This is a genomic window from Paraburkholderia sp. BL21I4N1, from assembly GCF_002973525.1.
Lineage (GTDB): Bacteria > Pseudomonadota > Gammaproteobacteria > Burkholderiales > Burkholderiaceae > Paraburkholderia.
Genome location: NZ_PVEN01000018.1, coordinates 115,807 through 139,017 on the forward strand (window position 1 = coordinate 115,807; position 23,211 = coordinate 139,017).

Annotated in this window: 19 protein-coding genes; 18 read left to right on the forward strand and 1 reads right to left on the reverse strand. The window is 64.4% G+C overall.

Features of this window, described 5'->3' with window-relative positions:
• The first annotated feature begins 52 nt into the window (after positions 1-52).
• The gene (locus tag B0G83_RS31805; protein ID WP_035553991.1) at positions 53-850 is read left to right on the forward strand and encodes an endonuclease/exonuclease/phosphatase family protein; all 798 of its coding nucleotides are present in this window, start codon (positions 53-55) and stop codon (positions 848-850) included.
• A gap of 7 nt (positions 851-857) precedes the next feature.
• On the opposite strand, the gene B0G83_RS31810 is transcribed toward B0G83_RS31805, so the two are convergent.
• Positions 858-1,853 (reverse strand): aldose 1-epimerase, encoded by a 996-nt coding sequence (locus B0G83_RS31810; RefSeq protein WP_105511341.1) that lies wholly within the window; start codon positions 1,851-1,853, stop codon positions 858-860.
• Positions 1,854-2,191: 338 nt separating this feature from the next.
• Between B0G83_RS31810 and B0G83_RS31815 the strand changes: the two genes are divergently transcribed.
• From B0G83_RS31815 to B0G83_RS31900, 17 genes are all read left to right on the forward strand, one after another.
• The gene (locus B0G83_RS31815) at positions 2,192-3,244 is read left to right on the forward strand and encodes a LacI family DNA-binding transcriptional regulator (RefSeq protein ID WP_105511302.1); all 1,053 of its coding nucleotides are present in this window, start codon (positions 2,192-2,194) and stop codon (positions 3,242-3,244) included.
• 117 nt (positions 3,245-3,361) lie between these two features.
• Positions 3,362-4,381: an ABC transporter substrate-binding protein gene (locus B0G83_RS31820; RefSeq protein ID WP_035553996.1), complete on the forward strand. Its 1,020-nt coding sequence runs from the start codon at positions 3,362-3,364 to the stop codon at positions 4,379-4,381.
• 363 nt (positions 4,382-4,744) lie between these two features.
• Complete coding sequence (locus tag B0G83_RS31825) at positions 4,745-6,319, forward strand: sugar ABC transporter ATP-binding protein (RefSeq protein WP_258168405.1); 1,575 nt, start codon at positions 4,745-4,747, stop codon at positions 6,317-6,319.
• Positions 6,320-6,434: 115 nt separating this feature from the next.
• Positions 6,435-7,346: an ABC transporter permease gene (locus tag B0G83_RS31830; protein WP_374954958.1), complete on the forward strand. Its 912-nt coding sequence runs from the start codon at positions 6,435-6,437 to the stop codon at positions 7,344-7,346.
• 34 nt (positions 7,347-7,380) lie between these two features.
• Positions 7,381-8,340 carry an ABC transporter permease gene (locus B0G83_RS31835; RefSeq protein WP_105511343.1) on the forward strand — a complete coding sequence of 320 codons (960 nt, stop codon included), beginning with the start codon at positions 7,381-7,383 and terminating at the stop codon, positions 8,338-8,340.
• Positions 8,341-8,913: 573 nt separating this feature from the next.
• A complete protein-coding gene (locus B0G83_RS31845; protein WP_035554005.1) occupies positions 8,914-9,684 on the forward strand; it encodes a ferredoxin--NADP reductase in 771 nt (256 codons plus the stop codon).
• 456 nt (positions 9,685-10,140) lie between these two features.
• On the forward strand, positions 10,141-11,031 hold the full coding sequence (locus tag B0G83_RS31850) for a sensor histidine kinase (protein ID WP_105511304.1): 891 nt from the start codon (positions 10,141-10,143) through the stop codon (positions 11,029-11,031).
• Between the two features lie 10 nt (positions 11,032-11,041).
• Complete coding sequence (rqpR, locus tag B0G83_RS31855; RefSeq protein ID WP_105511305.1) at positions 11,042-11,698, forward strand: response regulator transcription factor RqpR; 657 nt, start codon at positions 11,042-11,044, stop codon at positions 11,696-11,698.
• A 306-nt stretch (positions 11,699-12,004) separates the two neighbouring features.
• On the forward strand, positions 12,005-13,396 hold the full coding sequence (locus B0G83_RS31860) for an amino acid permease (protein ID WP_105511306.1): 1,392 nt from the start codon (positions 12,005-12,007) through the stop codon (positions 13,394-13,396).
• A 1,206-nt stretch (positions 13,397-14,602) separates the two neighbouring features.
• A complete protein-coding gene (locus B0G83_RS31865; RefSeq protein WP_105511307.1) occupies positions 14,603-15,235 on the forward strand; it encodes a hypothetical protein in 633 nt (210 codons plus the stop codon).
• 281 nt (positions 15,236-15,516) lie between these two features.
• A complete protein-coding gene (locus B0G83_RS31870) occupies positions 15,517-16,065 on the forward strand; it encodes a (2Fe-2S)-binding protein (protein WP_105511308.1) in 549 nt (182 codons plus the stop codon).
• A 10-nt stretch (positions 16,066-16,075) separates the two neighbouring features.
• Positions 16,076-18,457 (forward strand): xanthine dehydrogenase family protein molybdopterin-binding subunit, encoded by a 2,382-nt coding sequence (locus B0G83_RS31875; protein WP_105511309.1) that lies wholly within the window; start codon positions 16,076-16,078, stop codon positions 18,455-18,457.
• Positions 18,458-18,490: 33 nt separating this feature from the next.
• Entirely contained in the window at positions 18,491-19,288 is a 798-nt protein-coding gene (locus B0G83_RS31880; protein ID WP_105511310.1) for a xanthine dehydrogenase family protein subunit M, read from the forward strand.
• A gap of 87 nt (positions 19,289-19,375) precedes the next feature.
• Complete coding sequence (locus tag B0G83_RS31885) at positions 19,376-20,263, forward strand: MoxR family ATPase (RefSeq protein WP_105511311.1); 888 nt, start codon at positions 19,376-19,378, stop codon at positions 20,261-20,263.
• 5 nt (positions 20,264-20,268) lie between these two features.
• Positions 20,269-21,501 (forward strand): VWA domain-containing protein, encoded by a 1,233-nt coding sequence (locus B0G83_RS31890; protein WP_105511312.1) that lies wholly within the window; start codon positions 20,269-20,271, stop codon positions 21,499-21,501.
• The gene (locus B0G83_RS31895; protein ID WP_105511313.1) at positions 21,492-22,097 is read left to right on the forward strand and encodes a CoxG family protein; all 606 of its coding nucleotides are present in this window, start codon (positions 21,492-21,494) and stop codon (positions 22,095-22,097) included. The genes B0G83_RS31890 and B0G83_RS31895 overlap by 10 nt, the downstream gene beginning before the upstream one ends.
• The gene (locus B0G83_RS31900; protein WP_105511314.1) at positions 22,070-23,092 is read left to right on the forward strand and encodes an XdhC family protein; all 1,023 of its coding nucleotides are present in this window, start codon (positions 22,070-22,072) and stop codon (positions 23,090-23,092) included. The genes B0G83_RS31895 and B0G83_RS31900 overlap by 28 nt, the downstream gene beginning before the upstream one ends.
• The last annotated feature ends 119 nt before the right edge of the window (positions 23,093-23,211 follow it).

Genomic DNA, 23,211 nt, shown 5'->3' on the forward strand with positions numbered 1-23,211 from the left:
GACACGGGCCTCGTCACTGAAGCCCTCAAACAGAACACGTGGATAACGCGGCATGCGAAACCCCGAAGAATTGATCCGCGAGAGCATTGCGCCGAAGGACTTCATTGCGGTGAGCTGGAACCTGCACAAGGGCCGCACACCGCTCGGCTTTCAGGCGTGGCAGGCCATGCAGCGCTGGGTGCAATCCACTCACGCGGACGCGTATTTTTTACAGGAAGCGATGGCGCGGCGCATGCCCTCGCCTGTGCTGGCGAGCAGTTTCGGCGCGCCGGTTGCCGATCCGTTGAACGATGTCTGGCATTGCCAGGCCACCGAAATCGCGCGCGCGCTGGAGCTGGAAATCGCGCTCGGACCGAACGTGTTCAAGCCGTCGTGGCGGCACGGCAATGCGATTCTCTCGCCGCATCCGCTCGACCTTGGCGGCCGCTGGGACATCTCCGCGCATCGCTTCGAAAAGCGCGGTTTGCTGGTGGCGCGGGCCACCTTCGGCGGTCATTCGGTCACGCTGTTGTGTGCGCATCTCGCGCTGACACGCTCGGCGCGTTTGCGGCAGATGAACTGGATCGCGCACTGGATCGCGAAGGAAGCGCCGGAAGGCCCGCTGGTGCTGGCGGGTGATTTCAACGATTGGCGTAACGATTCGGTGCCGCTGTTCGGCGAGCACGGTTTGCAGGAAGTGGCGACGTTGCTCGGCGAATCGGGGCGCACGTTCCCGGCGTTTTCACCGGCGCTCGCGCTCGACAAGATGTTCGTGCGCGGCATGAAGCCGATCGAATGGATCCAGCCGACGCAGGAAACGGCGTGGTTGTCGGACCATTTGCCGTATATGGCGCGCTTGCGGGTGGAGTGAGGCGCGGTTATCCGCGCTGCGGCGTCCACTTCACCGTTGCGGCCAACTCCTCGCCCGCCTGCAATACACAGCCCCCCACCTGCTCGCGCGAGCCGACCGCGTTGAAACAGTCCGTGGTATTCGTCACCGGTTCCACGCACAACTGCGGATCGTTGGCCGGTGCGTACACCACCATGTGGTCGAACGGCGCGTCGGCGGTCATGGTCAATTGACGGTGTTCGTCAGGCCACGCGACCGTCGCCGCACGCGACCAGTTCGCGAAGTTATTGTCGAGATCGAACGCATCCGGCGACAGGCCTTCACGCAAGGCATCCACTGCGGGATGCGGACCGAGATGCGTCGGCAGTACGTCGGCGTCGGCGTGCCACATGGCGCGCACGTCCGCATGCACGCGAGTCGCCGCGGTGCGCGGATAGTACGGATGATGCCCCATGCCGAACGGCATCGGCCGGTCGGCCAGATTCCGCGCGGACAACGTGATGACAAGCGCCCCGCCGCTCAGCGCAATGCGTTGCTGCGCGCGATAGCGAAACGGCCAGTCGCCGGGAATCCGCGCATCCGGTTCGTGTTCGAAGTGCAAGTCCACCGAGCTTGCGGTGCGCGCGCCGACTCGCCACTTACGCCGCCACGCGTTCCCGTGCAGCGCATGCGCGAACCGCGGGTCGTTGCCGGCGAGGTCGATCGTGACGCCGTCGAACTCGAAGCGCGCGTCGCGAATCCGGTTGCAATAGGGAAACAGCGGAAAGCTCGCCATCCGCAGCGGATCGCGTTCAGCGAACGCCGCCGACGTCGCCGGCCGCAGCCAATGCAATGGACCGTCGGACGTGACTTCGTAGAACGCGGCGAGCGCGCCGCCCACTGCGGGCGCGAGCACCGCGCGCAGTGCCCCGGCCTGCAACGTCACCAGCGTGGGCGCAATGGCCGGGTCGTCGAGCCACGCAAGCTCGTCAAGCGCCGCCGTCTTCGCGAGCGGCCGGTTCGGGTTCAGGGAAACGTCGCGCATGATCAAAAAAGGCGGGGCCTCGGACGAAGGCCGGCAGCAACGCGCATCGCGTGTCTCCTGTAGCGTGCCGCGCACTGCGCGCGGCCGGCGGACCATGAAAGCCCGCGCGACCGAGAATCGCACGCCAAAGCCCATCGGTCAATATTATTAGTAATAAATTAAGCAAAAACACCGACCTGCAGCAGGCTTCGCCATTCCCAAATGGCGGGTTAGCGCGCGTTGCCGTGCGCATATTATTAGTGGTACCGTCAGCACCACGATGCCTCGGCATGCTCCTGCTTTAGCGCCGCTCCAGCGCGGCCCGCACAATGAAAAAATCGACTCAACGCCGCCCCACCATGACCGACATCGCCAAGCTCACCGGCGTGTCGCAATCCACTGTCTCGCTGGTACTGAACAACGCCACCGGCGCGAAGTTTTCCGACGCCACCCGCACCAAGGTGCTGAAGGCCGCGCACGATCTCGGCTACCGCTTGTCGCTGCGCGAGGCGGTGCCGGCCTCGGCCGACGACCGCAATCTGATCGTCTACCTCGCCGACGAGATTTCCACCAGCCCGCACCCGGTCGTCAACGTCGACGGCGCGCGCGACGCGGCCTACGCGGCCGGCAAGATGCTGGCGGTCTATTCGACGCACGGCAACGCCGACATCGAAAAGCAGGTGCTCGACACGACGCTGTCGAACCCGCATGTGTTCGGTGTGATTTACGCAACCGTCTACACCCGCAAGGTGACGCTGCCGGCCACGCTGTCGCAGGTGCCGACCGTGCTGCTGAACTGTTACACGAGCGAAGGCGGCGTTTCTTCGGTGGTGCCGGCCGAAGTCGCCGGCGGCCATCTGGCAACCGACTATCTGCTGCAGGCCGGGCACCGGCGCATCGGCTATATCAACGGCGAACCGTGGCAGGACGCGTCGAAAGACCGGCTCAAAGGCTATCGCACCGCGCTCGCCACCGCCGACCTGCCGTACGCCCCGGAACTGGTGCGCGACGGCGACTGGAGCTCGGGCGTCGGCTTCGAACTGACGCTCTCGCTGATGCGCGAAGCCAATCCGCCCACCGCGATCTTCTGCGCCAACGACCTGACCGCGCTCGGCGCGATCGAAGCGTTGAAGCAACTCGGCCTACGCGTGCCCGAAGACGTCTCGGTGCTCGGCTACGACGATCAGGAAATCGCCCGCCACACGCATCCGCCGCTCTCCACCGTCGTGCTGCCGAACTACGAGTTAGGCCGCTGGGCGGTCGAAACCCTGCTGCAGGAAGAACAGAACCGTGCTGCCGGCGCGCCGGTGCGGCACCGCATGGTGAAGCTGGACGGACCGCTGGTCGAACGTGCGTCGGTCAGGGTAATTACCGAGGCAAAAAAGCCGGCAATTAATATTATTAGTGATTGACCGATAATAATTCTGAGTGGAATAATCGGCACGTCCGGTTGTGACGGAACAGCGTCGGCGGGCAGGAGAAACACAAAAAGCAAATACAACCTACCTCACCAGGTACTGGAGGAAGACATGGCGTCGCTCAACACGCAGTCGCGCGCTCACGTGCGCAAGCAACAGATTCGTCCGCTGGCGGGTTCGCTGCTGGCTCTGGCAATCGGTTTCGGCGTCGCCACCGCGCACGCCGACGACGCGTTGCCGAAGCTGCCCACCAAAACTCCGCTGAAAGTCGGCTTCGCGCAAACCGAAAGCAACAATCCGTGGCGTCTCGCGGAAACCAAGAGCTTCAAGGACATCGCGGCGAAGTGCGGCTGGCAGATGGTCATGACCGACGCCAACGGCTCCAACTCCAAACAGGTCTCCGACATTCAAAGCATGATCGCGCAGCACGTCGATCTGCTGGTGTTCCCGCCGCGCGAAGAGAAGCCGCTTGCACCGATCGTGCTGCAGGCTAAAAAGGCCGGCATTCCGGTGATCCTGGTCGACCGCGACGTCGATCAATCGGTCGCCAAGGCGGGCCGCGACTACATCACGTTCATCGGTTCCGACTTCATCGATCAGGGCCATCGCGCCGCTGACTGGCTCGTCAAGGCGACCGGCGGCAAGGCGAAGATCATCGAACTCGAAGGCACCACCGGCGCCTCCGCCGCGAACGATCGCAAGAAGGGCTTCGACGAAGTCATCGCGAAGAACCCGGGCATGACCATCATCGCCTCGCAAAGCGGCGACTTCGCGCGCGACAAGGGTCGCCAGGTGATGGAAACGCTGTTGCAGGCGCATCCGGACGTCACTGCGGTCTACGCACATAACGACGAAATGGCGCTCGGCGCGATCGCCGCGATCAAGGCGGCCGGCAAGCAGCCGGGCAAGGATATCCAGATCGTCACGATCGACGGCACCAAGGGCGGCATGGATGCGATCGCCGCCGGCGAACTCGGCGCGAGCGTGCAGTCGAGCCCGTTCTTCGGCCCGCTCGCCTGCGACGTCGCTCAGCGTTACGCGAAGGGTGAAAAAGTCCCGACGTGGGTGAAGGTGTCCGACCGTTTCTACGACAAGAGCAACGTGCAGCAGAACATGCAGTACGGCTATTGATTGAGGGTTGACCGCGAGGCCTCTTGTAGCGTGGGAGGCTTCGTTCGAACAAGCGTTGCAGTAAGACGTCATCCGCCTTTAAAACCGTCTCCTCGGCGGGCGGATGACGGGAAGGGTTCGAAGCGACGCGCCCGTGTCCGCACGGACCGTCGCTTCGCTTTTATGCGGCGTACCATGGTTTCGCGAGGTCGCTACAACGCGCTGCCGCTCGCGCCGCGCGTCGACGGCCGTGCCGTCCACGCGGATCGCCGCAGACCGTGCAGCAGACCAGGCACTCGCAGCACATGCATCAGGAGGACACCCGTGACGCCATCCGCCACGCAGACGCCAGACTCTCCCCTCACCGTTTCGCCGCTGCTCGAGATGCGGGACATCGGCATCAGCTTCGGTGGCGTGGCCGCGTTGCGCGGCGCTAATCTGAGCGTCGCCGCCGGTGAAGTGCACGCGCTGATCGGCCAGAACGGCGCCGGCAAATCGACCATGATCAAGATCCTGACCGGCGCCTATCGGCGCGGCTCGGGCAGCGTGCGCTTCGAAGGCCGCGAGGTCGATTTCCGCACGCCGAAACTGGCGCGCGAAGCCGGCATCAGCACGATCTATCAGGAAATCAATCTGGTGCCGTTCCGCTCGGTGGCGGAAAACATTTTTCTCGGCCGCGAGCCGCGCCGGTTTGGTCTGATCGATTGGCGCGCGGTGCAGCAACGCGCCGCCGCGCTGCTCGAATCGTTCGGCTTGCAGATCGACGTGAAGAAACCCGTAGCCAGCTATTCGACCGCGATCCAGCAGATGGTGGCGCTGGCGCGCGCGGTCTCGGCGGACGCCAGAATGGTCATCATGGACGAGTCCACGTCGTCGCTCGACGAACGCGAAGTGGAATTGCTGTTCACCGTGGTGCGCAAGCTGCGCGACGACGGCCGCGCGGTGATTTTCGTGTCGCACCGGCTCGACGAACTGTATGCGCTGTGCGACCGCGTCACCGTGATGCGCGACGGCCAGACGGTCGCGCAAAGCACCATGGCCGACATGGACAAACTGCAACTCGTCACGACGATGCTCGGCCGCACGCTCGCCGCCGTCGTGCAGGACGACACCTCGGCCCGCGAAGCGAATCTCGCGCGCCGCGGCAAGCAGGCGCTGGCCGCCCTCAATCTGAGCGCGCCGCCGAAAGTGAGCAACGTCTCGCTACAGGTGCATGCGGGCGAAGCGGTCGGCCTCGCGGGTCTGCTCGGCTCGGGCCGCACCGAAACCATGCGGCTGATGTTCGGCGCCGATCCGCTGGAACAAGGCTCGCTGTCGCTCGATGGCGAAACCGTCACGCTGAAATCGCCGCAAGACGCGATCGCGCGCGGGCTCGCGTACCTTACCGAAGATCGCAAGGCCGAAGGCATCGTCCCCGAACTGTCGGTGCGCGACAACCTCACGCTGGTCTGTCTGCGCACGCTGACCCGGAACGGCATTGTCGACGTGAAGAAGCAGCAGGCGATCGTCGACCGTTTCATCGCGTCGCTCGGCATCAAACTGCGCTCCGCCGATCAGCCGATCCGCGAACTGTCCGGCGGCAATCAGCAGAAGGTGCTGCTTGCGCGCTGGCTCGCCGCCGAGCCGTCGCTGCTGCTGCTCGACGAACCGACGCGCGGCATCGACGTCGGCGCCAAAGCCGACGTCGCCAAGATCGTGCGCGAGCTGCGCGACGCGGGACTCGGCGTGCTGCTGTCGGCCTCGGAATTGGAGGAACTGACCGCCGTCGCCGATCGCGCGGTGGTGATCCGCGACGGCCGCACCGTCGCCGAACTGAACGGCGCCGACATGAGCGAAACCGCGATCATGGACGCCATCGCCTACGGCAGCGAAGGCCATTCGCAACTGGCCGACGCCGCGCAAACGGCGAACGCCGCCCATATTGAAGACGCGTTGGAGGGCGACCGTCATGGCGCTTAAGTTGCACACTGAATCGCTGCAAACCGAACCGCGTCACGGCGAAAGCGCCGCGCAAATCAGCGCCGCGCCGCGCGTCAAACCGGCCAGCACCGTGCAGAAATGGCGCCGCCTCGCGATGCAGCGCGAAGTCATCGTGCTGCTCGCCATGGTGCTGTTCAATCTGATCTTCACGCCGCACTTCTGGTCGCTGCAAACCTTCAACGTCAACATGACCCAGGTCGTGACGATCGTGATTGTCGGTATCGGCATGACGCTGGTGGTGGCGACGGGCGGCATCGATCTGTCGGTGGGCGCGTCGATGGCGATTTCCGGCGCACTCGCGCCGATGCTGTTCCTGAACATCGCCGGACCCGTCGGCATTGCACTCGCGTTCGTGCTGCCGGTGCTGGCCGCCGCGCTGTGCGGCGTCTTCAACGGCTGGCTCGTGACGAGGCTCGCCGTGCAGCCGATTGTCGCGACGCTAGTGCTGTTCATCGCCGGACGCGGCATTGCGCAGGTCGTCACCGACGGCAGCCTGCAAGCGTTCAACACCCCCGCATTCCAGTGGATCGCGCTCGGCAAGGTGGCCGGCGTGCCGTTCCAGGTGCTGCTGATGCTGGCGCTGGTCGCCGTGTTCGTGTGGGTGGTGCGTAAGACGCTGTTCGGCCAGTATCTGCTGATCACCGGCGGCAACGAAAAGGCCGCCTATCTATGCGGCGTGCCGACCGCCACCGTCAAGCTGATCGCCTACACGCTGTGCGCGGCGCTCGCCGGCCTGGCGGGGCTGATCTCGATCTCGGTGAACTCTTCTTCCGACGCGAACGTGGTCGGGCTCGGCGTCGAACTCGATGCGATCGCGGCCGTGGCCGTGGGCGGCACGGCGCTGACGGGCGGCAAGGCGTATATCGGCGGCACGCTGATCGGCGCGCTCATCATCCAGTTGCTGCGCTACACGCTGCTCGCGCACGGCATTCCCGATGCGGCGGCGCTGGTGGTGAAGGCCGGCATCATCGTCGCGGCGGTGTATGTGCAGCGGCGTTCGCGCTGAACCGCAAGACAAGGACACTCCCGGACTCGATGCGATGAAAAAGAATCTCCCTATCCTGCTCGCGCTGGTCGGCCTAGTCGTCTTCGGCCTCGTGCGCTACGACCATTTCGGCTCGGCCTACAACATCACGTCTTTCTGGCGCTACAACTCGATGTTCGCGCTGATCTCGGTCGGCATGGCGTTCGTCATCATCACGGGCGGCATCGATCTGTCGGTCGGCACGGTGGCGGCGTTGGCAAGCGTGGTCGCCGCGCTGACCAGCGTGTACGGCAGTTGGGTCGCGGTGCTGGCGGGTTGCGCCGCCGGACTCGCCGTCGGCGTGCTGAACGGGCTAATCATCACGCGCCTGAAGATCCTGCCGTTTATCGTGACGCTCGCCACCAGCCTCGGCGCGCACGGCGTAGCGCTGCTGCTCGGCAAGAACGATGCGGTGTCGATCGCCGCCGATTCGAACTTCGGCAACTTCGGTCAAGGCGATCTGTTCGGGCTGCCGATTCCGGGACTCGTCGCGGTGGCCGCCGCGCTGGCCGGCTGGTTGGCGCTGCGCAGCACGCGCTTCGGACGGCATTCGCTCGCCGTGGGCGGCAGCGAGGAAGCGGCGCGGCTGATGGGTCTGAATGTCGACCGCACGCTGATCATGGCCTACGCGGTGAGCGGCTTGCTGGCCGGTATGGCCGGCGTGATCCTCGCGGCGCAGTTCGGTGCGGGACAACCGAACGAAGGCGTCGGCTGGGAGCTGTTCGCGATTTCGGCCGTGGTGCTCGGCGGCACCTTGCTGAGCGGCGGCGAGGGCTCGATCGCAATGACGATTGCCGGCGTGCTGCTGCTCGGTCTGGTGTTCAATCTGCTGAACTTCGAGAACGGGCTGGGCTTCATCAGCTTGTCGGCGTACTGGCAGTCGGTGATTCGCGGCGTGTTCCTGCTGCTGGTGATCGTGCTGCAGGCGCGGGTGCTGAAGCAGCGCGGGAAGAAGCGCGCGGTCGCGCCGGCGTGACCAACCGCCGGAACGCGGTCGACGTTGCCAGACTTGACTTCCGGAACGCCAATGCGGCTTTCAGGCTACGCCTGTGTACCAATAAAATCCGCTTCGGGTCTCATTAACGGAAGACCGCCGCGCTCGCGCCAAGCCGGTCGCGGCTCCCCATCTCGCCTCGCCGCGCCGGCGCTTTTGCCAGTTTTATCAGCAGGGTCAATGCTGCAGCGCCCGGCGGCTTTCGGTATCATCGCGAACAAGTTGCCCGCGCGGCGCGCCTATCCGGCGCATGCCGGACAGCCGATGGCAGCCGCCCTGCGCGGCATTCGCCCATCGCCGTTCCCTTGCTGAAGCGCGGCGGCAGCCACGCCAACGTACTTCGCAGCGCTTGGCTATATCAACGGCCGGCGCCGCCGCTTCCTGGTCCGGTACCCGCTTCACCACGCTCAACCGCCGCGTCGCCGCCCTCGGGCAGCCGGCGCGGTAAAATAGCGGATTGCGCGTGATTTCCCACTCCGGGTGAGCGCAGCATCGCCCTTGCCGTGCCGGCCGGCTCAAACGACTGGCCGCCTTTTTCGCACTATCCAAGAAGCCATGAGCAACCTGAACACACAGACCGTCCTGAGCGTCCATCACTGGACCGATACGCTTTTCAGCTTCACCTGCACGCGCGACCCGGCGTTCCGTTTCGAGAACGGCCAGTTCACGATGGTGGGTCTCGAAGTCGACGGCAAGCCGCTGATCCGCGCCTATAGCCTGGCGAGCGCGAACTACGAAGAACACCTCGAGTTCCTGAGCATCAAGGTGCAGGACGGCCCGCTCACGTCGCGTCTGCAGCATCTGAAGGTCGGCGACGAAGTCCTGATCGGCAAGAAGCCGGTCGGCACGCTGATGGCCGACAACCTGCTGCCGGGCAAGACGCTGTGGCTGCTGTCCACCGGCACGGGCCTCGCGCCGTTCATGTCCATCATCAAAGATCCGGACATTTACGACCGCTACGAGCGTGTCGTGCTGACGCACACCTGCCGCTTCGTCGACGAACTGGCGTACAAGGAATACATCACCGACCACCTGCCGGCGCATGAACACCTCGGCGAACTGGTGCAGGAAAAGTTGCTGTACTACCCCACGGTCACGCGCGAGGCCTTCCAGAACCGCGGCCGCATCACCGAACTGATCGAAACCGAAAAGCTGTTCGCCGACCTCGGCGTGCCGGGCTTCTCGCTCGAAAACGACCGTGTCATGCTGTGTGGCAGCCCGCACATGCTGCGCGACACGCGCAAGCTGCTCGACGACCTCGGCTTCGAGGAAGGCAGCAACAACGCGCCGGGTCACTACGTGGTCGAAAAGGCGTTCGTCGGTTAAACGACACGTCTCGTACGCCCGATCACGCGGCGCAGCGCCGCGGATCAAGCAAAAAAGGAGCCTTCGGGCTCCTTTTTTGTTGCCCGTTACAAAATGACGCCGTCAATTTGACATTTGGCGTCGGTATTATTCCTACAAAATTGATCGCTCTGTCATGGTGCAAGACATCAACCATTGCGTGAAATGTAGGCGCTAACCCTTGGTGTGACTGCATTTTTTCCACTTTTGAGATATCATCGCCGCGCATGATCGGACGAATAGATAGCGCCTTCCGAAATACGCAGTTCATGTTACTGAATGTAAATTTCGTTACGTCGCACCGTAGCAATTTACCCGTCGCGCGCTGCGCGTCACGGTTCACTCCTGGAGGCTAGAGACCCGCATGCGTTCTTTCGTCTTCGCGCCCTCGGTGCGCACCCGCTTCGCTGTCCACACCGCTTCCTGAGAAGGAAAGTCATGGATACGTCGACTGTCGTCCCTTTTTCCGCGCATCTTCCTTCGTCATCGGCTCGTGACGGCTTCGACACGTCCACCACGGCCGCCGTTGCCGCCGTCAAAGCTGCCAATGCCGTGCCGCTGTCCGCTGCCGAGCGCGAGCTTGCCCAGTTGCGTGCCCGCATCCGCGAACTGTCGGCGGAACTCGTGCAGGCGCAGGAGGCGGCTTGCCGGCATGTGGCGCGCGAGTTGCACGATGGCGTGGGCGCCGAGCTGACCGCAACGCGCTTCGCGCTCGCGGGTGTCGAAACCTGGCTGCCCGCCGACGCGCCGCCGCAATGCGCGGCCGCGCTGGCCGTCGCGAATCGTTCGCTCGACGCCGTGTGCGCCGCCAGCCGTCAGGCCGTTGCGGAACTGCATGCGCCGTCGCTGGAAAGCGGCATTGTCGGCGCGCTGGCACATTGGACCAGCGACTTCGCCGCACGCACGCAATTGCGCACGAGCTTCGTCTGTGCCGCCGACGTGCGCCTCACCCGCCTGCCGGCCGACGCCGCGCTGGCCGTGTTCCGCGTCGCGCAGGAAGCGCTGAACAACATTGCCAAGCACGCCCGCGCCGAATCGGCCGACGTGCGGATCGAAACCAGCCGGCGTCATCTCACGCTGATCGTCGCCGACAACGGCATCGGCCTGACGCGCAAAGCCCGCAGCCGCCGCGGCCATTTCGGCCTGAGCGGCATGCAGGCGCGCTGCGCCGCCTTCGACGGCACGCTGCGCGTGAGCGCCCGGCGTGTCGCCGCGAAGCGCGGCGACGGCGCAGATGCGGCGCGCGGCACGCTGCTACGCGCGCGCTTCGCGTGGGACGCGATGCTGGCCGACGCAGCGTGCGCCGAGCGGCGCGCGTTGCAATCGTGAGCGTGCTGACATGAGCCTGCGCATCCTGCTCGCCGACGACCACGCCGTGGTCCGCCAGGGCGTGCGTCAATTGCTGCTCGACCGGGGCGTCGCGCGCGAAGTCACCGAGGCGCAAACCGGTGCCGAAGCGCTCGACGCCGTCGTCCAGCACAGTTACGACGTGGTGCTGCTCGATATTTCGCTGCCCGACATGAACGGCGTCGAAGTGCTCAAGCGACTGAAACGCAAGGCGCCGCGCGTGGCCGTGCTGATGTTCTCGATGTACCGCGAGGACCAGTACGCCGTGCGGGCGCTGAAAGCCGGCGCGGCGGGCTATCTGTCGAAAACCGTCGACGCCGCGCAGATGATAGGCGCGATCCAGCAGGTCGCCGCGGGCCGCAAATACGTGAGTCCGGCAATGGCCGAAGCGCTGGCCGACTACGTTTCCTTCGACGGTGAACAACTGCCGCACGAAAAGCTCTCGGATCGCGAATACCAGACGCTGTGCATGCTCGCCTCGGGCAAACGGCTGACGGATATTGCCGCCGCGCTGTCGCTGTCGGTGAAGACGGTCAGCGTTTACCGCACGCGGCTGCTCGAGAAAATGAAGCTGCGCAACAACGCCGAACTCACCTTCTACGTGATGAGCAACCGGCTCGTCGACCTGAATCCGGCGATGGCCGGCTGAACCGTCGCCGTTTTTCCCGACCCGACCCTGCTCTGCGGGCGCTGAATAGCGCGCCATCCGGCGTGGCGAGCCGGTAAGAGAGCAATTCCCTCCCGCTTACCCGCACATCGCGCGAAACCTTTCCGCGATAGATCGCATGACGAATGAACGTGTTGGGCGAATTCCATGCGAAGGGAATTTTCGCCTGCTCGCCGTGCCCTAAAAACCACGTTCCAAAATGGTGCAGCGGCATGCATCCGTTAAAATCGAGGGTTTCCCCCGACATTCGGCGCGCAACAACGCGTGCACTACTGGAGACCCTCGCCAATGTCCTTGTTCCGCAAGAAGAGCGTCGAGCACATGATCGCCGCAAGCGCTCAGAACGCCGGCCTGAAGAAAGCGCTCGGCGCGCTCGATCTGACTTTCCTCGGTGTTGGCGCCATCATCGGCACCGGCATTTTCGTGCTGACCGGCACGGGTGCCGTTCAGGCCGGCCCGGCGCTGATGGTCTCGTTCCTGATCGCGGCGATCGCCTGCGGTTTCGCCGCGCTCGCCTATGCCGAGTTCGCGTCCACGATTCCGGTGGCGGGGTCCATCTACACCTATTCGTACGCAACGCTTGGCGAGTTGGCCGCGTGGATCATCGGCTGGGATTTGATGCTGGAGTATGGGCTGGCCACCTCGGCGGTGTCGGTGGGCTGGTCGGGGTACCTGCAATCGCTGCTGGCGGGATTCGGCGTGTCGTTGCCGGTGGCGCTGACGGCCGCGCCGGGTGCGCTGCCGGGGCATGACACGCTGTTCAATCTGCCCGCGTTTCTCGTGATGATGGCGATTACCGCGCTGTTGTCGGTTGGCATTCGTGAATCCGCGCGAATCAATAACGTCATGGTCGCGATCAAGGTGACCGTGGTGCTGCTGGTGATCGGTGTGGGCGTGTTTCATGTGACGCCGGCTAACTGGCATCCGTTCATGCCTAACGGCTGGAATGGCGTCTTTGGCGCGGCTGCCGTGATGTTCTTTGCGTTTATCGGGTTCGACTCGGTGTCTTCCGCAGCGGAAGAAGTGAAAAACCCGGCGCGAGATCTCCCAATTGGGATCATTGCTTCGCTCGGCGTTTGTGCGGTCTTGTACGTGGCGGTGGCGGCCGTCGTCACCGGCATCGTACCGTCGGCGCAATTCGCGAATATCTCGCACCCGGTGTCGTATGCATTGCAAGTTGCCGGGCAAAAGTGGGTCGCCGGATTTATCGACCTCGGTGCCGTCCTCGGCATGCTGACCGTCATTCTGGTCATGGCGTACGGACAAACGCGGGTTATCTTCGCCATGTCGCGAGACGGGCTGCTGCCCGCGCGCTTGTCGAAACTGCATCCTCGGTTTGCCACGCCGTTTTTTACTACGTGGCTTGTTGGGATTTTCTTTGGGTTGATCGGGGCGTTGGTGCCGCTCAATGTGCTCGCTGAACTGATTAATATCGGAACGTTGGCGGCTTTCTCGATGGTGTCGATTGCGGTTCTCGTTTTGCGGAAGACGCACCCTGAGTTGCCGCGGGCGTTTCGGTGCCCTGGTGTGCCGGTTGTGCCGGTGCTTGCTGTCGCTTCCTGCCTCTTCCTGATGGTTAATCTGCAGGCGGTCACCTGGGTCGCTTTCGTGATTTGGCTTCTCATTGGGATGGTCATCTACTTCGGCTACTCGCGGCGGAATTCGAGACTGGCGAAATAAATGTGTTGGACCTGCGTGGCGGCGGGTTCGATTTCCCCCGCCGCCATGTCCGCCTCTCCTTGCTTTCCTGGTGGTCGGCATCTACTTCTCCTTGCCTGCGGCAACGCAAAATAGGCAAAACAAAGTGAAGCGGATCGCTAATCACGTTCCTGACACGGCAGTCATGCTTCCGACGGCGCTTCGCGCGCCATCGCGGTCGCGCCAGAACCCATTGGTCTCTGCATGCGCTGGTGCCGCCAAGCATCACTTATATACGACCCGGTAAGGGCAGCGCGCTGTTGCAATGGACTCGCACCTCCCTCTCGGGATGTGTTCGGCGAAGCCGATTTCGACCCTTCATTCAGGTGGGAACGCGAAATGAAAGTCCAATCAGCCAACGGTCAAATAAACGAAACCAGTCACGCACACGCAACGCCGGGTAGTGGGTCCGGCGTCGGCACGGTTGCGGCGCCCGCAGTATTCGATACGTCAGGGTTTAAGCTATCTAACGTCGCGAACCAGGCAGGCGGTCAACCGCTCGCCAAGTCAGCGTTGCCGGGAGACCCTGCAGCGCCGGCGCCCCTTCGACTACGGGGCGGCGGAAAGGGCATTCCGTGGGGGCAGCCGTCTACCAGCGGCAACGCGCCTGGGTCAAGCAGCAGTGCATCCGGGACAAGCGCGAGCACGGCTCAACGCATCACGTCCCTGCAACAACGGATCTCGCAACTGGAAAGTCAGTTGCGACAACTGTCAGCGCAGGAAGCGGCGCACGATGCACAATTCCCGGTGGACTACGCTCGCCTCAAATCCGCGTTTGGCAGCCAGTCAGCCGAAGAGTCCGATAGGCAATGGGCGGCGATGACCTCGCGAGGCCGCGACATCAGGGACCGACAGGAAGCGGTAACGCGGGAATTACGGCAACTGCGTTCCGAATTGCAACAGATCCAGCACTGAGCGCAAAAAGCCTGCAGTTGCGTTTGCCGGAAACCCGCCTTGATCTCAGGCCGGCGGGTCGGCATTTCACCGAGCGCCCAGACGCCCCGGCATTTTTACGGGTGCGACTGGGCGCCACTGACTGCGCCGTGCGGTTCGCTTGATCGCGTGAATTCCCATCGATATAAATACGACCTGCCCTAGATGCCCGCCTGTTGCAATGGATCCGCACCTCCCGTTCGGGACGTGCTCGGCAAAGCCGATTTCGACCTTTCATCCAGATAGGAAAGCGAAATGAAAATCCAGTCAGCCAACGATCAATCGTACGAAATCAGTCAGGCTCAAGCAGCGCCCAGCGACGGTCCGGATACCGAGCTAATGACGAAGCCCGCCGTGTTCCACACAGCCGGACACGGGCCGTCAAACGTCGCCAACGGCGTAGCCTACGACGACAAAGGCCAGGGTTTTATCAAGCAGGACGCTCTGACCCTGCCCGTCAGGTACGACAAGGCCAATGGGACATGGCGCGTTTTCACCCCTGAGAATCCCACGAAGTATCAACCCCCTGTCAGCCAGGATAACAACGGTACGTGGCAGGTGCACGGCAATGTCGGGCTGCCGGGTGGGTTCAAGGGCGATCTGATGGCAGCTCAGGCCGCCGTTCTGCGTATCACTCAGTTGCAGCAGCGAATCCCGCAACTGGAAAATCGCTTGCAGCAAGTGATTGCTCTGCAAAATGCGCAGAATGTCCGAATAAGCGCCTGTTTTGATCGACTCCGCGCACAGCCCCCGTCACCAGCAGAAGCAGAACGGCAATGGCGTGAAGCGACCGCCGGGGCCTCTGCGCTCACGCAAGAGCGGGTGACGCTGCAGCAAGACCTGAACGGACTGCGAATGGAGTTGCAACTGCTCCAGAATCAGATGTAGAAGCGGTGGCAACGGCTTCGATCAGCATGCCGCACACGCGGAAGCAATCCGCTGGCTCGACCGCGTCCAGCCAGCGGAAACCACCACGCATCCCGCAAAAACGGCCCGCCAAAGACTCCCTCGCACCAAACCCCTGATAGCGCCCTCGAACAATTTGTGCTTTACTTTTCTGCATCCCAATAAAAATTGGCCGTACCAATCGGACCCCGCAAGAAAAAACAATCCACGGCAAAAACAGGCAGAAAACGGTCCGGTCTCTCACCCCATCAGGAGACAACTTCATGACGATCAGCATCAGTCTGACGGTGAATGGCGCCGCGATCAGCGCCTCAATCGACCCCGGCACCCTGCTTGTCCAGTTCCTGCGCGAACAACTCCGCCTGACCGGCACCCACGTCGGCTGCGACACCGCCCAATGCGGCGCCTGCACCGTCCACCTGAACGGCCGCGCGATCAAGTCCTGCAACATCCTCGCCGTGCAAGCCGAAGGCGCGAATATCACCACCATCGAAGGACTCGCCCAGAACGGCGCGCTTCACCCGATGCAAGCGGCCTTCAAACACTGCCACGGCCTGCAATGCGGCTTCTGTACGCCCGGTATGGTGATGAGCGCGGTGTCATTGGTCGAGCATCAACCCGATCTCACCGGCGACGACGTCCGCGCTCAACTCGACGGCAATCTGTGCCGCTGTACGGGCTATCACAACATCGTCAAAGCCGTGCTCGAAGGCGCCGCAGGCATGAAGTCCGCGGATTCGGGCAACGCGGGCGCCAGCAACGCCGGCAATGCCCCCGCCCACTCAGCGGCCACCGCGCCCGCCACCGCCTGAGGAGCCGACGATGAACGCACCCGACACCCATCTGATCGGCGCTTCCGTAGAACGTAAGGAAGACTACCGTTTCCTCACCGGCAACGGTCAGTACACCGACGACATCGTCCTGCCGCAGCAAACCTACGCCGTGTTCCTGCGCTCGCCGCACGCGCACGCGAAGCTCAACAGCATCGACACCACCGCGGCCCGGCAGTCGCCCGGCGTGATCGCGATCTTCACCGGCGCGGACATGGCGGCGGACAACGTCGGCGGCCTGCCTTGCGGCTGGCTGATCCACAGCACCGACGGCAAGCCGATGAACGAGCCGCCGCATCCGATCATCGCACATACGAAGGTGCGGCATGTCGGCGATCAGGTCGCGCTGGTGATCGCGGATTCGATCAAGGCCGCGAAAGACGCCGCCGAACTGATCGAGGTCGATTACGACGTGCTGCCTGCCGTGGTCGACACCGCGCACGCGTCCGATCCGGGCCAGCCTGCCGTGCACGACGAGGTGCCCGACAACGTCTGCTACAACTGGGGCCACGGCGACAAGGCCGCCACCGACGCCGCGTTCGCCAAAGCCACGCACGTCACCACGCTCGACATCGTCAACAACCGCCTGATCCCGAACGCGATCGAACCGCGCGCGGTCAACGCGAGCTACGCCGCGCAGGACGACAGCTACACGCTGTACGTCGCGAATCAGAACCCGCATGTGGAGCGTTTGCTGATGGCGGCGTTCGTGCTGTCGCTGCCGGAATCGAAACTGCGCGTGATTGCGCCGGACGTGGGCGGCGGCTTCGGCTCGAAGATTTTCCTGTACGCCGAGGACGTCGCGCTGACGTGGGCGTCGAAGAAAATCCGTCGTCCGGTGAAGTGGACCGCCGAGCGCTCGGAAGCCTTCGTCTCCGACGCGCACGGCCGCGATCACGTCACCCACGCCGAGCTCGCGATGGACGCCGACGGCAAGTTCCTCGCCATGCGCATCCACACGACCGCCAACATGGGCGCCTATCTGTCGACGTTCGCGTCGAGCGTGCCGACCATCCTGTATGCGACGCTGCTCGCCGGCCAGTACGCGACGCCCGCGATCTACGCGGAGGTCAAGGCGGTCTTCACCAACACGGTTCCCGTGGACGCCTATCGCGGCGCCGGCCGTCCCGAGGCGACCTACGTGGTGGAGCGCCTGGTCGAAACCGCCGCGCGCGACATGAAGCTCGATCCGGCGGAAATCCGCCGCCGCAACTTCATCCGTCAGTTTCCATATGCCACGCCGGTCGGCCTCACCTACGACACCGGCGACTACGACACCCTCCTCGCACGCTCGCTCGAACTCGCGGACGTCAAAGGCTTCGCCGCGCGCAAGCAGCAATCGGAACAGAACGGCAAGCTGCGCGGCCTCGGCTACTCGTGCTACATCGAAGCCTGCGGTCTCGCGCCGTCGAACATCGCGGGCGCGTTGGGCGCGCGGGCCGGCCTGTTCGAAGTCGGCCAGATTCGTGTGCATCCGACCGGTTCGGTCACCGTCTTCACCGGCTCGCATAGTCACGGCCAGGGGCATGAAACGACCTTCGCGCAAGTGGTCGCGGACCGGCTCGGCATTGCGCTGGAAAGCGTCGAGATCGTTCACGGCGATACCGGCCGGATTCCGTTCGGCATGGGCACGTATGGTTCGCGCTCGATCGCGGTGGGCGGCTCGGCGATCATGAAGGCGCTCGACAAGGTCGAAAGCAAGGCGAAGAAAATCGCCGCGCATCTGCTCGAAGCCGCGGTGGAAGACATCGAGTTCAAGGACGGCGTGTTCCGCGTCGCGGGCACCGATCGCACCAAGGCCTTCGCCGAGATTTCGCTGGCGGCGTACGTACCGCATAACTATCCCCTCGACGTGCTGGAACCGGGCCTCGAAGAAAGTGCGTTCTACGACCCGACCAACTTCACCTATCCAGCCGGCGCGTATATCTGCGAGATCGAGGTCGATCCGGACACGGGCGTGTGCCGGATCCAGCAGTTCACCGCCGTCGACGATTTCGGCAACGTAATCAACCCGATGATCGTGACCGGCCAGGTGCATGGCGGGCTCGCGCAGGGCATTGGTCAGGCGATGCTGGAGCGCTGCGTGTACGACAACGACAGCGGCCAGTTGCTGTCCGGTTCGTACATGGATTACGCCATGCCGCATGCGTCCGATCTGCCGGACTTCACCGTCGAAACCGCGAAGGGGACGCCATGCACGCACAATCCGCTGGGCGTTAAAGGGTGCGGTGAAGCGGGCGCGATCGGCTCGCCGCCGGCGGTGATCAACGCGATTCTCGACGCGCTCGCGCCGCTCGGCGTGACCGACCTGCAAATGCCGGCGACACCGCATCGCGTATGGTCCGCGATTCGTGCGGCCGGTTCACGCAGCTAAACGTCCATCGACATCCTGAGCGGAGCATTCGACATGTATTCATTCGAGTATCAACGCGCGACGGATCCCCAGGCGGCCGTCGCCGCCCTCGCCGCCGACAGCAACGCGAAGTTCCTGGCCGGCGGTCAGAGCCTGTTGCCAACCATGCGCCTGCGTCTCGCGCAGCCGTCGCAATTGATCGACGTGACGCGGATTCCCGCGCTGAAATCGATCAGCGTCGACGCGCACAAGGTGACGATCGGCGCAGCCGTCTGTCACGCCGACGTCGCGGATCACGCAGCGCTAAGGCGCGTATCGCCGGGGCTCGCGGAGCTGGCCGCACACATCGGCGATCGCCAGGTGCGCGCGCTCGGCACGATCGGCGGATCGCTCGCGAACAACGATCCCGCCGCGTGCTATCCGGCCGCCGCGATGGCATTGGACGCGACTATCGTGACCGAGCGGCGACGCATTGCCGCGAGCGATTTTTTCGTCGGCATGTATGAGACCGCGCTCGCACCCGACGAATTGATCGTCGCCGTCGAGTTTCCCGTGCCCGAGCGGGCCGCGTACGAGAAATTCCGCAATCCCGCGTCGCATTTCGCGCTGGTCGGCGTATTCGTCGCGAAGTTCGCGAGCGGCGTGCGGGTCGCGGTGACGGGCGCGGCGGCGTCGGTGTTTCGCGTGCCGGAGCTGGAAAGCGCGTTGTCGGCGAATTTCACGCCTGAGGCGGCTCGCGCGGTAACGGTATCCGCCGCCGATCTGAACACCGACATGCACGCGAGCGCCGACTACCGCGCGCATCTGATTCCGGTGCTGGCCGCGCGCGCGGTGACGAAGGCGATCGGTTAGCGAAGATCGCCGTGAGCGGCTGACGAAACAACGTGCTCCGGCACGCCAACGTCAGCCGCTCACCCGTTCGCTCAATTCAGGACCACCATGCAGCCCGCTTCGATCGACGACACCCTCGCGCAACTCGCGAACCAACGCTATTTCGCGAGCCGCGAACTCGCGACCGCGTTGTATCTCGCGCTGCGCATGGAGCGGCCGTTGTTCGTCGAAGGCGAGCCGGGCGTCGGCAAGACCGAACTCGCTAAAGCCGCCGCCGGCATGCTCGGGACGACGATGCTGCGGCTGCAATGCTATGAAGGGCTCGACACGGCAAGCGCGCTGTACGAGTGGGATTACCCGCGCCAGATCATGGCGCTGCGTCTCGCCGAGGCCGCCGGCGAGCGACCCGACAACGACACGCTGTATCGCGGCGAATTCCTGCTGAAGCGTCCGCTGCTGCAAGCGCTGATGCCCGACGAGCATCAGCCGGGCTCGCGGCGCGTGCTGTTGATCGACGAGATCGATCGCGCCGACGAACCATTCGAAGCGTTCCTGCTGGAACTGCTGTCGGATTTTCAGGTATCGATTCCCGAATACGGCACGGTCCGCGCGGCCCAGCCGCCGCTCGTGGTGATGACCTCGAATCGCACGCGCGAAGTGCACGACGCGCTGAAGCGCCGTTGCCTATATCAGTGGATCGGCTATCCGGAGCGCGATCGGGAGCTGGACATCGTCGCCGCGCGAGCACCGCAAACATCGGCGGAATTGCAGCGGCGCGCGGTCGATTTCGTACACAGGCTGCGCGGGATGGATCTGTTCAAGGCGCCCGGGATTGCCGAAACGATCGACTGGTGCCGCGCGTTGGAAGCGCTGTCGGTGACGGAGCTGGATCCGCAGTCCGTACAGAACACGCTGGGCGTGCTGCTGAAGTATCAGGACGATCTGGCGCGCGTCGATGCCGCGCAAATCGCGCAGTGTCTCGCCGCGCCGGGATAGGCAGTATGACGACGTCCGACGCCACGCCCACGCTCGCCCGCAACGTCGTCCATTTCGTGCGCGTCTTGCGCGGCGCGGGCTTGCCGATGTCGCCGGCGCACGCCGTCGACGCGCTCGCCGCGCTGCACTGGATCGATCTCGGCCGCCGCGACGACGTGCGCGCCGCGCTGGCCGCGTCGCTGGTCTCCGCGCCCGACGAACGCGACCTGTTCAACGCCGCCTTCGACCTCTTCTGGCGCGATCCCGACTGGGAAGGCAAACTGCGCGCGCTGCTGCTGCCGAAAGTGCGCGACGGCTTGCCGCCGCCCAAACGCAACAACCGTCTCGCCGACGCGCTCGCGGTCCGCGCGCCGCCCTCGCCGCATCGCCAGACTCCGCAGGAAACCGAGCAGCACGAACTGCGCGCACACGCCACCTTCAGCGCGGAAGAACGACTGCGCCACCGCGATTTCGACACCTTGACCGCCGATGAATGGCGCACCTTGCGTCACCTGATCCGCAGCCAGCGTCTGCCGCTCGCAACCGAGCCGACGCGTCGCCTGAAGGCCGCCTCGCACGGCACGCATGCGGACCTGCGCGCGAGCGCGCGACACGCCGTGCGCGCGGGCGGCGACTGGACCGTGTGGAAGTATCGCGCGGTGGTCGAGCGCAAACCGCCGCTCGTGTTACTGCTCGACATCTCCGGTTCGATGAGCAATTACTCGCGCGCGGTGCTGTATTTCTGTCACGCGCTGTTGCAATCGCGCGAACGGCTGCAAGTGTTTCTGTTCGGCACACGACTCACCAACGCGACGCGCGCGCTACGCGAGCGCGACCCCGACGTGGCGATCGCGGCGCTCACCGATCAGGTGGTCGACTGGTCGGGCGGCACACGGATCGGCGCGGCGCTCGCGGAATTCAACCGCCGCTGGGCGCGGCGCGTGCTCACCGGCCGGGCCACGGTGCTGCTCGTGACGGACGGGCTCGATCACGAAGCGATCGACGTGCTCGACACCGAGATGGCGCGCCTGCACCGTTTCGCGCATCGGATCGTCTGGCTCAACCCGCTGCTGCGTTTCAGCGGCTTCTCACCGAAGGCGCGCGGCGTGCAGGCGATCCTGCCGTATGTCGACGCACATCGTCCGGTTCATAATCTCGACAGTCTGACCGCGTTCGGCCACGACCTCGCGCAGCTCACGCGCGCGCCGCGTCCTGCCGTCGCTGTCAGGACCACTGCAGGAGCTAAGTCATGGAACTGACCGACACCCACACGCTGCCGGTTTCGCAGCAACGAACGTGGGACGCGTTGAACGACACCGATATGTTGCGTGCCTGCATTCCAGGCTGCGAAAGCATCGATCCTGACGGTGAGAATGCTTATCTGGTCGCGCTGAGCGCGTCGGTCGGCCCCGTCAAGGCGCGTTTCAAAGGGCGTATGCAACTGACCGACATCGACGCGCCGAACGGCTACAGCATCGTGTTCGAAGGCCAGGGCGGCGCTGCGGGTTTCGCCAAAGGCAATGCGCACGTCACGCTCGAAGCGGACGGCGACGCCGCGACCCGGTTGTCCTACGCAGCTAGCGCGCAGGTGGGCGGCAAGCTCGCCCAGATCGGTTCCAGGCTGGTGGACGGCGCGGCGCGTAAAATCGCGGGCGAATTCTTCAAGCGCTTCGGCGCGCTGGTGAGCGGCGAGGGCGTCGACGGCATCGCCGCGGCCGCCCCGGAAGACACCGAGCCTGCGGCCGATCCCACGGCGCGAGGCAATACGGCACAGAATGAGGCCGCGGACGGCGAGTCCGCCGGCGACGCAACGAAAAGGAAGAAATCATGGACAGCGTGGATCTCGAAGTCCTGAAGTCCAGCGCACGTTGGCTGGCGGAGGGACATCGCGCGCTACTGGTTACAGTGGTGAAGACGTGGGGCTCGTCGCCGCGTCCCGAGGGCGCGATGCTCGCGGTGCGCGACGACGGGTTGGTGGTCGGCTCGGTCTCGGGTGGCTGCATCGAAGACGATCTGATCGATCGGGTACGGCGAAAGGGTATCGAGCAGACGCACCCGGAAGCGGTGAAATACGGCATCACGGCGGAAGAAGCGCATCGTTTCGGCCTGCCCTGCGGCGGCACGATCCAGCTCGTGCTTGAACCGCTGGCGCCGCAAAGCGGCATCGCCGAACTGTGCGATGCGGTGGAAGACGGCCGGCTCGTCGCGCGCGAACTCGACATGGCGACCGGCGCGGTCCAGCTCGGCAATGCGCAAGCCACCGACGGCGTGCATTTCGACGGCGAACGTCTGCTGACGATTCACGGCCCGCGTTACCGGATGCTGGTGATCGGCGCGGGGCAATTGTCGCGCTATCTGTGTCAGATCGCGGTGGGGCTCGATTATCAGGTGACGGTGTGCGATCCCCGCGAAGAGTACACCGAGGAATGGGACATCCCCGGCACGAAGATCGTGCGCACCATGCCGGACGATACCGTGACCGACATGAAGCTCGACGAGCGCTGCGCGGTGATCGCGCTCACGCACGATCCGAAGCTCGACGATCTCGCGTTGATGGAAGCGTTGAAGACGCCGGCGTTTTACGTCGGCGCATTGGGCTCGCGGCGCAATAACCAGGCGCGGCGCGAACGGTTGAAGGAGTTCGATCTGAACGATACCGAACTGGCGCGCTTGCATGGGCCGGTGGGCATTTATATCGGCAGCCGCACGCCGCCTGAGATCGCGGTTTCGATTCTTGCCGAGGTGACAGCGGCCAAGAACGGCGTTTCTTTACCGACGCTGCTGAAGGTCGAGGGGGCGAAAGCCGCGCGGGAAATTGCGGCGTCCGGCGACGCGACATGCAGTGTGTAGTGTTTGATATCGCGCCGGCTTAAGCGCACCCGATTACCTCGTGTGGCGTGCGACGCGGTCTTGTCTTGGCGCAACCGTACCCGTAGCCGTAACGTCGCCTTCGCTGCGCGAAGCAGGCT